Source organism: Enterococcus larvae, from assembly GCF_017830045.1.
GTDB lineage: Bacteria > Bacillota > Bacilli > Lactobacillales > Enterococcaceae > Enterococcus_L > Enterococcus_L larvae.
In genome coordinates this window covers 16,544-31,864 of record NZ_JAEDXU010000013.1, presented here as the reverse complement: position 1 = coordinate 31,864, position 15,321 = coordinate 16,544, and the positions used below count along the sequence as shown (strand labels likewise).

Here is a 15,321-nt window from a genome sequence, read left to right as displayed (position 1 = left end):
ATATTTGTTATGTAGTATTGACGGTATCAGGTAGCTCTGATACCGTTTTTTTCTATCCTGCTAGTATATCGAAGAGTATTCTTTATAATAGCAGGAGCATGTGACCAAACAGATAACCTATACAGATTCCCTGAGAGACCCATCTATCAACCCTATCTTGTTACTTGGTATCTAGCCTATGGTCAAACAAAATAAAAAAGGCACTTCATCACTGGCGCCAACCAAATGATGAAGCCTTGTATAGAAAGCTGCCACTCTCTATCCAAGTTGCCCTTTGCCAGTACCGAAGCACCAGCAATTTTATTGTACCTAATTTTCATAGAAATATCTAGCTTCAGTCGCTTATTTCTATGTAATTACTCAATAAAGTTTACTTTTTCTTCGGGAAAATCAAAAGGTATGGACGGATAACGCAGCCGTCCATACCTTTTTTGTTCTTCTGGATTATAAGAATCCTCTTCGATTCTATAATGAAAAATAGAATTTTCGGAGAGCTCTTATAAAACTCACTGCTCTTTAAGCATACAATGTATATTCAAAAAGCACATAGTATTTTTAGTATCTCTGTTATTATTTATTGATATTATTTAGACTTACGTTCGTGTCTTCCTTTTCTTCTCCAGAACATCAGTGATCCTGCCAAACCAGTTGCAAGCATCCCAAAGCCTTGTGCAGCAACTGAATCTTCTGCTCCAGTATTCGGCAATGTTCTTCTTTCTGCAGTGGTAGTTGGCAATTGATTCGATGTTGGTGTATTCACTGTAGTTGTAGTAGGTGTCGTCGTCCCGGTTCCAGGAAGAGCTCTCTCTACAGGTTTTGTCAATGTTGTCGGCGCTGTTGGTTTCGTGCTCATTTCTACTGCAACAGGCGCATCAGGCTCAGCCACTTCTACAATATCTACAACCGTTTCTACTGGAGGTGTTGTAGGAGTCACAGATTCCGGCGCAACAACATTCGGAACTACTGGTTCATCTGCTTCCGGAGCAGGCTCAACCGTAATTGGACGTTCTACAGGATCAACACCAGTAACATCTTCTATATCATTTACATCATCCGGAGTAACAGGCTCCACAATCGCGTCATCCGCTTCTTCGCTTTCCCATGTTACTTCTTCAACAGCGTGTGACTGACCTGGTGCAGCAACATCTGCCAAGTAGTCAGATACACGTGCCGTCGTTAACTCAGGTGCATCGATTGCTTCTACATCTTCGACTGTTAAAGTCGATTTGGCTGTTGGCTCAGTCACTGTAAGTGTGTGAGGCGTGATTGTAGAAACAGGGTTCGGCATATTCACCCCATCGAAAACAGCTGGTGTTGCTGGTAACGGATCAACTTCAGGAATATCCGGTTCAGAAATCGGATTGACATCTAATGTGCTTATATTTGTTGTGACTGTTTTTGGAGTAAACCCTGGTATAATCACTGCATCAGAAAGCGGTTGTCCCCCTAACTCTCCATCAAATCCTGAAAAATTAGTGTTATGTTCCGTAATCCAAGCATAGACACTTTGAGTACTTGCATAATAGGGATAACGTACAGCTGTAAGTTTTAGATAATTAACATTTTTGTTATATGCAGATAATAGCTGTTCATACATTTCAACAGTATTTTCAGTAAGCATATCTTTGTCAAAAAAGCTAATAACACTGATTCCTGTTGCTGCTGTAAATTCATCTACTTCAGCTTTCAAGCTATCTTGATCTTCAGACCATTGAGCATCGACTACTTTTATATAATCTTCAATATATGCAAGAATATTAGCAAGCGCTTCACTCCCCTTGGCTTCATAGGCAGCAATAAATTCCTCAAACTCTTCTATTGTATTCATCGCCTGTAATTGTTCATCAGTATAACCTAAAAGTCCATAGTTTCTATCTTGTTTACGTACAGAATTAATAACTGGTTGCCAAATTGTTAATAATTCATTATCAGGATCTCCAGCATTGCCTGTTTTCCAACCATCACGATATGCAGCATAATCACTAAGATATTCATTATAAGCCTGATAATATTTTTCATAAGCCTTAGCTGTTTCCATATTCCCATGCGCTACTTCTTCTACTTCTTGAATATAACTCGCTAAGTTAGCTCCAAATCCAGGAGGATTATATACATTTTCCAATGGATTTACATTAAACGGATCTTTTTTGTATTCTTCATTTGCAGATTCATAAGCCTCAATGACTGGCCATGAAATTGTATAAGCATCATCTAAAGCTGCTTTGGCTAAATCATATTTTGCTTCCCAATTTGCTAATTCTGTTTCAATATTAGCAAGGTTTCCTTGTGTAATTGCACCACTTGGAAAATCAGCCAGTACGGCATTCATATCTATAATAGCAGCATTAATGACGTCCTTTGCTGCATCAGCAGCTAAATAAGCAGCATATGCAGTTTCGTAAGGTGCTCTAGCTGTTTCATATTCACTTACAGCAAGGTCATGTGCAGCTTCTAAATTTTGATACTCCAACATAACGGCCGCACGATCGAGTTCAAGATCTTCCAATAAGCCTTTTGCTGTTGTATAGGAGGTATCAGCGTCTTCCCATGCTGCAAATGCAGCTGTATACTTGCTCAATACTTCCGTCTGCTTTGCATCAAGATCAGCAAGCAATCCAGCAGCATTCCCATATTCTGCTGAAATAGCGTTATACTCTGCTTCATGTGCCGTATACTCTAAATCAACCGTAGTAAATTTACTTGTAGTAAGCAAATACTGTGCATAAACTCTATCATAGTGTTCCTTCACACTAATATAGTACGCTGCCATCGCTTCGTACTCAGCTTCTCGTAGTTCATAGCTTGCTTTTATTGTGTCAATTGCCTGTTGTGCACTTATATATGCTGTTTCAGCAGCAGCACGATCAACTTCAAGTAGTGCCAATTCTTGATCAAGAGCATCTTGTTGATCTTTTGCATCATTGTACTGCGTTTCAAGTGCCGTATATTCATTTTTGACATTAGTCAAAATCGTGTCTAATGCAGAAAATTCCGCTAACACCTGAGCACATTCTATCTCAAGGTCACTCAATTCTTCACGCAATCCCTGTTGGATTATAAACAAACGATCATATTCAGCTCTAGCAGTTTCAAATTGTTCAGTAACAGATTCATACACAGTATTTGCAGCTTCAAATTTGATCAGTACATCATCAAATTCCTGCTTAGCATTATCGTACTCCGCTGTAATTGCCAAATGGGCTGCTGTCAACTGGTCATACTGGTCTCTTACCTCTACTTCTTTGTCAACAACAGCATTATATGCTGTTTCTGTGTCAGTATAAACAAGCATCACTTGATCATACTCAACACTGATTGCTTGATAATCAGCTTCAAGTTTTTGATAGTCAGCTTGCAGCTGGTCATGTTTTGCAACCAAAGCATCATACTTTTGTTTTGTTGATTGATAAGAGGTTAGTATTGTCTGATAATTACTTTGAACTGCTTCATATTCTGTTTGGACAACTTGGTGCTGAGCTGTTAATGCAGCCAATTGTTGTTCTACAGCATCATATTTTTCTTTTGTTTCATTATAGCGCTGCGTATTCTCATTATATGCTGCCAATGCTGCCGCGTACTCAACTGTCCCCTCATCGTATTGCTTCAACACAGATTCAGCTTCTGCACGCTTCGTATTGTAAGAGTCTAGTTCTGCTGTATAGGTAGACAATTGAGTGTCATAACTTGCTTTTTGCTGATTGTAATCTGCTTTAGCTGTTTCATACGCTGCTGTTTCCAGATCATAGTTTTGCTTCGCTGTTTCATAAGCGATTCTTTCAGTATCATACTCAGCTGCCATATCTGTTACTTCTACAGTCAAAGCATCATATTCAGCTAATGCTGTTTCATAGGCATCCTTTGTTGTTGTATAGTCTGCCTTAACTTGGTTATATGCTGCTAGTTTATTCTCATACTCAGTGATCGATGTCTTCAAAGCTGCCAATTGACTTTCATAGTCCGCTTTATCAGCCAGATAATTTTCTTTAGACACATCATAGGCATCGGCGATTCCCTTGTAACTACTCAACGCTTGATCATAAAGTACTTTATCCGCCTCATAGGCTACTTTGGAAATCTCCAAATCATCCTTTAAATCATTATATGTAACCGTCGCTAAATTAAAATTTGCTGCGGCTAAATCATAGTCAGCTTTCTTAGAATCGTACAGGCTCAACAACTCTTCATAGCCCTGTTTCTTTGTATTATAGCTTGCCAAATTATCTGCGTAGGTAATTTTTGCATCGTTATACGTTGTTTTGATTTCTTCGTAGTCTGCTGCAGCATCTTCATAAGCTGTGCGCTTCTCTTCGTATTGCTCACGTAAAGTTTCATAATTATTTCGCTCGATTTCAGCCAAAGCTTTTGCTGCTTCATAATCAGTTACAGCTGTTTCATAGGTGGATTTTGCAATATCGTAATCATCTTTTACAAGTATATAAGCAGCTCTTTCCGCTTCATATGCAGCTTTCTCCTGATTATAGCTCGCTACATTGAGCTCGTACTCCTCTTTGTTTTCTTCATAAGCAACCCGTGCCTCTTCATATGCTGCAGCAATTGGTTCGAATGTCTCCAACTTAGTGGTGTACTGGTCTTTTAAGGTATCCAGTTCATCCTTCAGTACTTCTGCTGCTGCAAATTTTACATCTGCCTCATCTTTCGCATCGTTATATACATCCAATGCATCATTGTAGTTGCTCAAGGTCGTCTCATAATCTGATTTTGCATCCTCATAAGCTTGCAGTGCTGATGCATAATCCCTCTGCACTCCCTGTTGTTCTACAGAATCACTTGGCTGAATAATTGCAGCCAGTGAACTAATCGGACTCGCGGTTCCGACAATCAGTGTACTAGAGTACAGTAAGAACTTGAACGAGCCTCTCTTCCATGAATAATTCATTAGTTAAAACTACCTTCCTTCTTGTTATTTTCCAACACTTCATTATGAAGTAACAATTCCCTAACCCCTAGTAATAACAGCATATTTCGCATAAAGAAACATATAGTTACACGACTGTAATTATACATTAATTCTAAGTAATTTATTTATCATATTTTTGAGTAATTATCTAATTTTTTGAAAAAACATACTGTTGTTATAGGCTTTATACGGTGTAACGAATCATTAACTTCAATCATTTTTATATCAAAAATATACATATTTTATATTTTTAACAATTATAACTATATATATTTCTACTTGTCAAAAAAACAGCATATTTATATTTTTAATACCTTTTGCATATATTTATACAAATATCACTAAGATGAAATCATTATTCTCCTATTTTTGTATGAAAATTAGAACAATGTACCATTTCAGTTAGATTAAACTTACATTCTTCTCACATATTTATAAAATGAGCAAAATTATTGAGAAAAAATCTTTTTCATGATATTATGTATTCAATCTTAGATTTCATATTGTGTTTCCCTTCATATTAGTGTGTGGTATGAGGGGTTTTTTATTTGCCTTTATTCCTGTTCACAGGTAACTATATAACAAAAATCCCCCTTAGAAATACGCCGTTGGTCCGGAATATTTCTAAGGGGGATTGCTATTTTATTTATTCACCTAAGTCAACATTGTGATAGACTTTTTGAACGTCTTCCAAATCTTCTAAAACATCGATCATTTTTTCGAATTTTTCCAAGTCATCGCCTGTCAATGTTACTTCATTTTGTGCAACCATTTCCAATTCAGTTACAGAAAACTCTTCGATGCCTTTTTCCTTTAGCGCTTCTTGAATCGTATGAAGATCCTCCGGCTCACCGTATACAATGATTTGGTCATCTTCTTGAACTACATCACGCACATCGATATCCTTCTCCATCAGATATTCTAAAATGTCATCTGCATCAGAGCCTTCAAAACCAATAATTGCTGTGTTATCGAACATGTAGGAAACAGCTCCGCTGACACCCATATTCCCGCCGTTTTTACCAAAAGCTGCACGAATATCAGCTGCAGTACGATTAACGTTATTCGTTAATGCATCGGCAATGATCATCGATCCATTCGGTCCGAAACCTTCATAGCGCAGTTCAGAATATTGCTCATCACCTGACCCCTTTGCCTTTTCGATAGCTCTATCAATAATATGTTTTGGTACATTATATGTTTTAGCTCGTTCGATGACAAACCGCAGCTTTTGATTTGCATGTGGGTCAGGATCACCTGATTTTGCTGCTACGTAGATCTCAATACCAAATTTTGCATAAACTCGACTATTGTTTGCGTCTTTGGCAGCTTTTTTCTCTTTAATATTTGCCCATTTACGGCCCATATTCTCACTTCGCTTTCTTTTTTTATAAGTAATAACCTTTTCCATTATACTTGTAGAGGCCGCTTTTGTTAAGCATTTTTTATTCGAATAGGAAAACGACCAATATTCTGATCCGAAATATTCGAATCTCCTAGTTGATAAATACGATCGCTCTTCAGTCCAGCTTCAAAATAGCGGCTCATTTGTTTGGATTGCTTGGTCAAAATCGGCAATCCAGCTGCTTCTTTTTGACTTTTCAGATAGTTTTGTCCAGATTCAGACATACCTAATATTCGCAGACTGCTATTCTCCCAGCTCTCACGAATCTCCTGATCTGAAATGCTCAGCAGTGTATAAACAGACAGGCGCTGCAATCTAGTCCAAGTATATCGCTTTGTTTTCACAGCTTCTATAAATTGATGGAAGTTCGCCGCACCAAGCACTTGCTCCTTTAAACGATACTCGAGTCCCTCAGTCATTTGATAAATCTCCCGTAACTCCTCAACTGAGCTACTGATCAGTCGATACTGCAGCAGGGGCCAGTAGTTTTCCCACGAAACAAGCGGGCCTTTACGCAAATCTGTATAGGTCTCTTCCGGAACAACCGGAGCCAGCTCTTGCCAAGCCCCTTTCAACGCTCTCGCTCTAACAGCTGTAGCACTAGCAAATTGTTGATGGATTGTTTCCTCATTGTAATGGGCGACCTCCCGCTTTAATGGAATCAGCTTCATAGGCTGCTTATATTTGGCATTCTCCTTTGCATAACTAAGTCCCAATACATGATTAGGCGAATCAAAATCAAGGTGCAGCTCCGGATACAGCTCTTGAAAAACCCGTGTCATCTGTTGAGGATAATTCAGCTGTTTGTCTGCCAGCTCCTTATATTTTGCTGCAATCAACGCTTCATTTTCAACTGCAAATTGACCAAATGCCGCATAATCGATTGCCTTAGGACTATCTGTACCAAAGCACAAGGAGTGACAATTCAATGCCTGCAGCAGCTTGATCCCCCCTCGGGCAAAATAATCAGCAGACTGAACAGCCCAAGCAACAGGAAGTTCAACAACTAAATCTACACCATTGTCCAGTGCTTGCTTTGCCCGAGTCCATTTATCCAAGATCGCCGGTTCCCCTCTTTGCAGAAAATTACCGCTCATGACAGCCACTACAACCTCTGCACCAGACAGCTCACGAGCTTTTTGTACATGATATGCGTGCCCTTTATGAAAGGGATTATATTCAACAATAATACCACAAGCTTTCATCATTCCATTCCCTCCCTTTTTCTGATGATTGTATATAGAAAAGCTAAACAGACTCGATCAACTTTTGAGTAATATAGGAACCTTATCTGATTTGGTTAGCTAATCATTATGTAACTAAATTTTCTATAGAAAATTTAGCCTTATCTTCGCTTCACATACCATTCTACTATAGGTTCCTACATTTAGTAGAACTGACAATGTTCTTTATCATTGAAGATAAGTTATCTTATTACCGAGGAAGCTAGTTTGTGCAGCTAGACAAATAGAAAAGCTAAATAGACTCGATCAACTTTCGAGTAATATAGGAACCATATCTGATTTGGTTAGCTAATCATTATGTAACTAAATTTTCTATAGAAAATTTAGCCTTATCTTTACTTCACATACCATTCTACTATAGGTTACTACATTTAGTAGAACTGGCAGCTAGTTCATCGCTATGACATAATTTTTGATAAACAAAAATTCCTTCTATTTTCTCTACGCATACCATTCTACTATAGGTTCCCACATTTAGTAGAACTGGCAGCTAGTTCATCACTATGACATAATTTTTGATAAACAAAAATTTCTTCTATTTTCTCTACGCATACCATTCTACTATCAGTTCCTATATTTAGTAGAACTGGCAATATCCTTTATCACTGAAGACAAGTTATTTTATTACCGAGGAAGTTAGTCTGTGGAACTAGGGTAATTAGAAAAGCTGAGAGTCGTCTGATAAATTCATCCGTCCCTCAGCTTTCAATTCTTGTTTATCTTTTACTTTTCACAGACAAAAAACCAGCGTGCGCTGTCTTCCTTCGGCTGCTCATCAGTAAAATCAGCATATACTTGAACATTCATAAAGCCGCTGCCTTCAAGCATCCGCAGATAAGTATCCAAAGTATACGTGCGTTCCTTATGCAGTTCATCTCTACGAACAAAGAGCGCCTTATCTTCTTCCTGTTTCACAAAGAAAGTCAGAAAGTGTTCAATGCTATGCTCTTTTTCTCCTTGGTAACTGTCCCAAAGAAAAGCAAAATCCTCTGTCTGATAATGATAACTATATTCTGGAAAGACAGTGTCGATCTGGTAAATCGAATGAACATCAAAAATAAATGTTCCTTGCTCTTCCAATGCTTGATAAACTTCATCAAAGACTTGCTGAACATCACGGCGGTTCTCCATATAACACAGAGAATCTGAAAAACAAGTGATTGCTTCATACTGGCCAACTTCTGAAAGCTCCATCATATCGCCCTGAACAAATTGAATCTCAGCCTCTTCCTCAACCGCGCGTTTACTGGCAATCGCCAGCATCTCTTCAGACAAATCCAACGCTGTCACGTCATAGCCTGCCTTTGCAAAGTCCACAGCCAGACGCCCTGTTCCACAAGCCAGCTCAAGAATTCGTTCTGTTTGTTTTGGCAAATGCCTCTTAGAAAAATTCAGCCATTGCTCATACAATGCTTCGTCCATCACTTCATCGTAGACAAAAGCAAATGTTTTATAGGTCATTTTAATCTACCCATTGTTCGATGTTCACTAACGGTGCATCAGACCAAAGCTTTTCAAGGTTGTAGAATGTACGCTCTGAAGCCTGAAAAACGTGAGCAATCACATCGCCAAGGTCGATCAGTACCCATTTACCGCCATCTTTTCCTTCAATACGTTTTACTTCAACACCAGCTGCTTCTTCTTGATCAAGAATTTCTTCTACAATAGCATTGATTTGTCTTTCACTATTTGCCTGACAAATCATAAAGTAATCTGCTAAAAGAGAAATCCCCTGGACCTCAAGTGCAACAATATCTTCTGCTCTTTTTGAATCAGCTGCTTTTACAGCAATTTCTAAAATTTTCTGACTATCGATGATAGTTCCCTCCTATTGATTGTTCACGACCCAGCGATTATAGGTTTCAATCGTCTTTGGGTATATTTTTTGTTCCTGATCGATCAAATGCTGCAAGGTATGCTTTGTTTCATACGCTACGGCTTCATCAAGATCGATCAACGCCAGTTCTCTGGCTTCTTTGACTCCCGGAAATTTCCGGTTCGGTTCAATATAATCAGCAACATAGATGATTTTATCCAATAAAGACATTTCAGCTGCCCCGGTAGTATGTAGTCGAATAGCTGTCAGGATGTCCTCATCCGTGATACCCAGCTCACGCTCTACCATATCCGCTCCTACCAGACCATGCCAGATTGCATTACCGTATTCCAACAGCTCAGGATTATAGCCGTCACGCTCGATGATTAGCCGAAACTCATCATCTGGACGTTCCTTTGCGTAATCGTGAGTCAAAGCGGCAATACTGGCCTTTTCTTGAGAATAGCCGTACTTAGCTGCTAAAGCGACAGCGGACTCCTCCACACCGAGGACATGTATAAAGCGTCGTTCACTCATCTGCATCTGAACCTTCTGCATCAATTCTTCCCGTTTCAACGACATATATTTATCGCTAAATTCCATCTGCATACAGCCCCTTCTCGTAGATATAGTTTATCACATTATCCGGAAGAAGGTAGCGAACGGAGCAGTTATTTTGGATTTTTTCTCGTATCATGCTGGAGCTGATGTCCATTTGAGGCGTATCCACCCAGATGATCGGATAAGGTGTCTCTATTCCATAGTTTGGCCGGCGTGTACCGACAAAGCTTGTCATATGGATCAATTCATCGATTTTATACCATTTTGGCAAATACTCTACCATGTCGCCGCCGATAATGAAATAATAGTCCGTATCCGGATTATTCTGAATCAGCGCCTTCATCGTATCATAGGTATAGCTTTTCCCTTTACGAGCTAATTCAATCGGCTCTATGTCCAAATGGGGATTGCCGTCAACAGCCAGCTCCAACATAGCAAGTCGGTGCTTACTGTCGATCGTCTTCTTCTCATCTGCATGCGGCGGCAGATGGGACGGCATCAAGTAGACTTTATCCAAGCCCAGCTGTTGGTGGACCTGTTCTGCAATGACTAAGTGAGTCATATGTACCGGATTAAAGTTACCGCCTAATATCCCTACCTGCTTGCGTTTTTGAAAAAGCTGCAGTTCTTCCTTAACAATTGTTTGAGTTCCTCTTATCGCACTGGCTGTTGCCTTCATCGACTGATTCCTCCAATACTATGCTAAATTGATTTGACCTCTTTAGAGTATTTCTGATATTTTTCTTTAGATGATGGTTTGAACAAAACCAATACCCGTCCAATGATCTGAACAACATTACAGCCAGTCTTTTTTTCAATAACTGCTGCAACATCTTCAGCGACTTCTTCTGTATTCTGTAATAAACTGACCTTGATCAGTTCGCGTTTTTCCAATGCTTCATTGACCTGAACGATCATTTCTTCATTCAATCCGCCTTTTCCTACTTGAAAAATCGGATGAAGATGATGCGCCTGACTTCTTAAATAGCGCTTCTGTTTTCCTCTTAGCTCCACGAAAATCCTTCTCTCTATATGTTTATATCAATGCTTTTCTTCTTAAAACTTCCACGCCTTTTGGTGCCCATCCCGCAACTACACACGGCTCCTGAACAGTGATCCAGCCTAATCCGGCAAAAACAATATCAGTCTTTTCCTTCACTGAAAACTCGAAGCGTACCAGCTCCGGAAAATCAGATACTTCATCTGGCCTTGGGGGCTGCAGCAGTCCACCAACATGCTTGTCATAAAATTGATCCGCATTCTCTAGCTTCGTTCGATGAATCATTAAATCATTAGAGGCATAGGCAATAAATGAGCTGCGTTTCCCCTGAATGAAATCAAATCGAGCCAGCCCGCCTAAAAATAGGGTTTGCTCCGGGTTTAATTGATACACCTTTGGCTTGATTTCCTTTTGCGGTGCAATCAACTTCAAGTCTTTTTTACCAAGATAATGGGCCATTTGATGACGATGGATGATTCCCGGTGTATCGATCAAGAAATGACCATCATCCAAAGGAATCTCAATCTTATCTAATGTTGTCCCCGGGAACTGAGAGGTCGTAATAACGTCCTTCACTCCAGCTGTTTTCTTGATGATTTGATTGATCAATGTCGATTTTCCAACATTAGTTACACCGACAACATACACATCGCGGCCTTCACGATATTTTTCGATTGCTGCCAACAACTCATCCATTTCATGTGTCTTTTTAGCACTGGTCAAAAGAACATCCACCGGACGAAGCCCTTGCTCATGAGCACGCTCCTTCATCCATTGAATCAACTTCCCCTTTTTCAACGATTTAGGCAGGATATCCTTTTTATTACCTACAAGCAATACCGGATTATTTCCGATGAAGCGATGCAGACCAGGTATCAAGGAACCATTAAAATCGAAAATATCTACAACGTTGACAATCAACGCATCTTCTCGTCCAAGCTCATTTAATAGACGTAAGAAATCATCATCTGTCAAATGTACATCTTGGATATCATTATAATGTCTTAAGCGAAAACAACGCTGACAATAAACCTCGCCTGTTTCCATACCTTTATCAAAAGCTGCTTGTGGTGTGTAGCCCAGTTCATTCGGTCTCTCTGTCTGAATTTCTGCTCCACAGCCTATGCAGTGAACTGATTCACTCATTCTAATCCGCCTTTCCATTCCATCTCAGGATGCTTCTTCGCTAGATGCTTCATGATTATTCGTTCAAAAAAGCGATTGATCCGTGTGTTCCAGCCATCGGTATCTACGATTGGACGTACAAGGATGTTTCTGATTCCCGCCGCATTGGCACCTCGTATATCTGTCATGATCTGATCACCGACCATGATCATTTCCTCAGGCTTCAAGCCAAGCTTCTTTTCAGCTTCCTTAAAACCCTTGGTTAACGGCTTCATCGCTCGAGCAACATAGTCCAGCTCGAAATTTTCTACGGCTCGCTTGATTCGACTGTCCTTGTTATTGGAAACAACGATCACAGGCAGACCTGCATTTCTCATTTCCTCTATCCATACTAATAACTCTTCTGTTCCATCTGGATTATTCCACGCAATCAGCGTATTGTCTAGGTCAGTTAGAACAGCTTTGACTCCTAACGCACGAAGCTGTGCAGGGGTGACTTGGTAGATTGCCTCGACCATCCAGGTCGGTTTAAATTTTGAAAACATGGTGACTCCTCTCGTCTATATAAACCCTCTATAACAATACTAGGATTTATTTGTATGTACATAAAAAAATTTTGTTCAGTTCAAACAAGGCGCTGTTAAAAATGAACAAATAGCGGGACAAAGTCTGCTTCTATGAAGCTTCATGACTTTTGTCCCGACCTCTTCTGTAGTATTATACTGCATTTCAGCAAAAATTTCTATAAATGCTGATGATTAGTTCCTATGTTCAATGGAATTTGTTTCTTAAAGCACCTTGCTGAGAAAATCAGCAGTTCGACTATTCTGCGGATGATCGAATACCTGTTCCGGCAGACCTTGTTCGACGATCATACCTTCATCCATAAATAGGATCGTATCACCGACTTCTCGTGCAAAGCCCATCTCATGAGTAACGATTACCATCGTCATTCCTTCATCTACCAGTTCCTTCATCACATTCAGGACCTCGCCGACCATCTCCGGGTCCAGCGCAGATGTCGGCTCATCAAAAAGCATGATGTCCGGTTCCATGGCTAAAGCTCTGGCAATAGCAATCCGCTGCTGCTGACCACCAGATAATGATTGCGGGTAGTCTGCTGCTTTTTCTTCCAGACCAACTTTTTTCAACAGCTTCCATGCAATTTCCTCTGCTGCTTCTCTCGTCATCTTCTTTACCTTCATAGGTGATAAAATTAAATTTTCCATGACTGTCATATTCGGGAATAAATTGAACTGTTGAAAGACCATCCCCATCTTCTCTCTCATTTTGAAAATATCATTTTTCTTATCTGTAATATCTGTTTCTTCAAAAAAAATCTTGCCGGATGTCGGTACCTCAAGAAGATTCAAACAGCGGAGGAAGGTGCTCTTCCCTGAACCGGATGGACCGATGATCACTGTAACTTCTCCTTTTTTTACCTGATACTCGATTCCTTTCAATACATGAACCTCTCCAAAATCTTTATATAGCTGCTGAATATCAATAATCGCGTGATTCATATCATCTCTCCTATCGATGGTATCCTTTTCCAAGCTTCTTCTCGAATGCTGCCAGCGCTCTGGATGTCAAAAATGTCATGACAAAGTAGATTGCCGCTGCAATATAGTACGGCTCCAACGGAATATATGTGCTGGAAATGACAGTCTGCGCACTACTCAACAATTCATTGATTCCAATGATAGACAACAAAGAAGAGTCTTTGATCAAGATGATGAACTCATTTCCCAAAGCCGGTAGAATATTACGCAGTGCCTGAGGTAAGATCACATAGCGCATCGCCTGTATCGGACGCAGACCAAGCGAATGTGCCGCTTCTGTCTGTCCATAGTTGACAGCTGTGATACCTGCCCGAACGATTTCTGCAACATATGCCCCTGAATTCAATGAAAGAACAATCATCCCAGGTACTAAGCGTCCCATATCGATCGTAAGTATCCCCACCGGAATATTAACAGAAGGAAAAAGATTTTGAAGCAGCCCGAAACCTATCAACACCTGTATCAGCATGGGTGTTCCACGAAATACCTCAATATAAATGTTGGCAAGCCAGCGTAGAGGTGAAACCTTGGAGAGCTTCAGCAGTGCAACCAGTACGCCCATCAATGTTCCAAAAAATACAGTAACTAGGGAGATAATGACCGTTACACCTGCTCCGGAAATAAAGTATTGAATATAGGTTTCTAAAAAAGAGAAATTCATGCGTTGACGACCTCCAAACTATTCTTCTGTATTTTTATCTGCTAAGGCCATCGCGTCCTGTACATACTGATCAATAGAACCGTCGTCGATCATTTCCTGTAAAATACTGTCGATTTCCTTTTTCAACTCATCTTGTCCCTTTGGCAAAGCAATCGCAAATGCTTCATCTTCACTTGATGTCAACTCAATATCCGCAATCATCAAATCCGGATTCTGGCTAAGGTAAGACTCTGCAATTGTTTCTTCAAGTACTAGTGCATCGATCGATCCCTGATTTAATTCTACAATCAGATTAGGTACGCGGGGAATCGACACCTTCTGTGAATCCGGCAATTGATCCTCCACTACTCCTTCTTGAATCGATCCCTTTTGGGCACCAACCTTTTTACCATCCAATGACTCAATAGAAGTGAACATATCTTTATTCTTCTTATTGATCACAATTTTTTGAGGTGGATTGTAGTAAGGCACTGAGAAATCAAATGATTTTTTCCGCTCAGCGGTTGCAGAGATTCCTGAAACTGCGATATCCACTTTGTTTTGTTGAAGAGCAACTAACACCGCATCGAACTGCATATCCATAAACTCAACCTCAACACCCAGCTTCTCACCAATCGCTTTTACCATGTCAATATCAGACCCGACAATCGTGTCCTTTCCATCAACTAACGTTTTAAATTCAAAAGGAGCAAAATCAGCTGATGTCCCAACCACCAGTTTTCCTTTTTCTTTGATCTTATCCAGTGCGCTTTCTGTTTTCGCACTTCCGGAATCCTTTGTATCTCCATTTCCACCACACGCCGCTAAAGTAACAACGGCTAAGAGTGCCATTAACACAGTCTTCATTTTTTTCATACGATTGATCCCTTCCTTTTCAGCTGGTCCCCAGCAAGTTGTTTTCTAATTGATTTAATGTTCCTTTTCAAAAGAAATAAATAATCAAGATTCTTAAGTGTTCTTATCATACCATACCAAAAATGAAAAATCATCCATTTTATTCGTTTTTTTGAAATTTTATGCATTAAAAAC

Annotated in this window: 14 protein-coding genes; all 14 read right to left on the bottom strand. The window is 39.8% G+C overall.

The features are described 5' to 3' along the window. Positions 1–182: 182 nt before the first annotated feature. The 14 genes from I6N96_RS17830 to I6N96_RS17765 all read right to left on the bottom strand — a co-directional run bounded on the left by I6N96_RS17830 (position 183) and on the right by I6N96_RS17765 (position 15,147). The gene (locus I6N96_RS17830; RefSeq protein WP_209558925.1) at positions 183–320 is read right to left on the bottom strand and encodes a hypothetical protein; all 138 of its coding nucleotides are present in this window, start codon (positions 318–320) and stop codon (positions 183–185) included. A gap of 263 nt (positions 321–583) precedes the next feature. Further along, positions 584–4,897 (bottom strand): LPXTG cell wall anchor domain-containing protein, encoded by a 4,314-nt coding sequence (locus I6N96_RS17825; protein ID WP_209558924.1) that lies wholly within the window; start codon positions 4,895–4,897, stop codon positions 584–586. Between the two features lie 667 nt (positions 4,898–5,564). Then, positions 5,565–6,284, bottom strand: a complete 720-nt coding sequence (locus I6N96_RS17820) for a YebC/PmpR family DNA-binding transcriptional regulator (protein WP_209559004.1) — start codon at positions 6,282–6,284, stop codon at positions 5,565–5,567. Between the two features lie 68 nt (positions 6,285–6,352). Next, positions 6,353–7,528, bottom strand: a complete 1,176-nt coding sequence (locus I6N96_RS17815) for a nucleotidyltransferase (RefSeq protein ID WP_209559003.1) — start codon at positions 7,526–7,528, stop codon at positions 6,353–6,355. A gap of 762 nt (positions 7,529–8,290) precedes the next feature. Beyond that, positions 8,291–9,028, bottom strand: coding sequence for a class I SAM-dependent DNA methyltransferase (locus tag I6N96_RS17810; protein WP_209558923.1), 738 nt, complete (start codon positions 9,026–9,028; stop codon positions 8,291–8,293). Between the two features lies 1 nt (position 9,029). After that, positions 9,030–9,368 (bottom strand): ribosome silencing factor, encoded by a 339-nt coding sequence (gene rsfS, locus I6N96_RS17805; RefSeq protein ID WP_209559002.1) that lies wholly within the window; start codon positions 9,366–9,368, stop codon positions 9,030–9,032. 27 nt (positions 9,369–9,395) lie between these two features. After that, positions 9,396–9,986 (bottom strand): bis(5'-nucleosyl)-tetraphosphatase (symmetrical) YqeK, encoded by a 591-nt coding sequence (yqeK, locus tag I6N96_RS17800; RefSeq protein ID WP_209559001.1) that lies wholly within the window; start codon positions 9,984–9,986, stop codon positions 9,396–9,398. Then, on the bottom strand, positions 9,976–10,623 hold the full coding sequence (locus I6N96_RS17795; protein ID WP_209558922.1) for a nicotinate-nucleotide adenylyltransferase: 648 nt from the start codon (positions 10,621–10,623) through the stop codon (positions 9,976–9,978). Before I6N96_RS17795 ends, yqeK begins: the two co-directional genes overlap by 11 nt. 23 nt (positions 10,624–10,646) lie before the next feature. Beyond that, positions 10,647–10,958: a ribosome assembly RNA-binding protein YhbY gene (gene yhbY / locus I6N96_RS17790; protein WP_209558921.1), complete on the bottom strand. Its 312-nt coding sequence runs from the start codon at positions 10,956–10,958 to the stop codon at positions 10,647–10,649. Positions 10,959–10,980: 22 nt separating this feature from the next. Then, positions 10,981–12,090, bottom strand: a complete 1,110-nt coding sequence (gene yqeH, locus I6N96_RS17785) for a ribosome biogenesis GTPase YqeH (protein WP_209558920.1) — start codon at positions 12,088–12,090, stop codon at positions 10,981–10,983. Beyond that, positions 12,087–12,614, bottom strand: coding sequence for a YqeG family HAD IIIA-type phosphatase (locus I6N96_RS17780; RefSeq protein WP_209558919.1), 528 nt, complete (start codon positions 12,612–12,614; stop codon positions 12,087–12,089). Before I6N96_RS17780 ends, yqeH begins: the two co-directional genes overlap by 4 nt. A 243-nt stretch (positions 12,615–12,857) precedes the next feature. Then, entirely contained in the window at positions 12,858–13,592 is a 735-nt protein-coding gene (locus I6N96_RS17775; RefSeq protein WP_245187040.1) for an amino acid ABC transporter ATP-binding protein, read from the bottom strand. Between the two features lie 10 nt (positions 13,593–13,602). Beyond that, the gene (locus tag I6N96_RS17770) at positions 13,603–14,292 is read right to left on the bottom strand and encodes an amino acid ABC transporter permease (RefSeq protein ID WP_209558918.1); all 690 of its coding nucleotides are present in this window, start codon (positions 14,290–14,292) and stop codon (positions 13,603–13,605) included. 18 nt (positions 14,293–14,310) lie between these two features. Further along, a complete protein-coding gene (locus I6N96_RS17765; RefSeq protein ID WP_209558917.1) occupies positions 14,311–15,147 on the bottom strand; it encodes a transporter substrate-binding domain-containing protein in 837 nt (278 codons plus the stop codon). Positions 15,148–15,321: the final 174 nt, after the last annotated feature.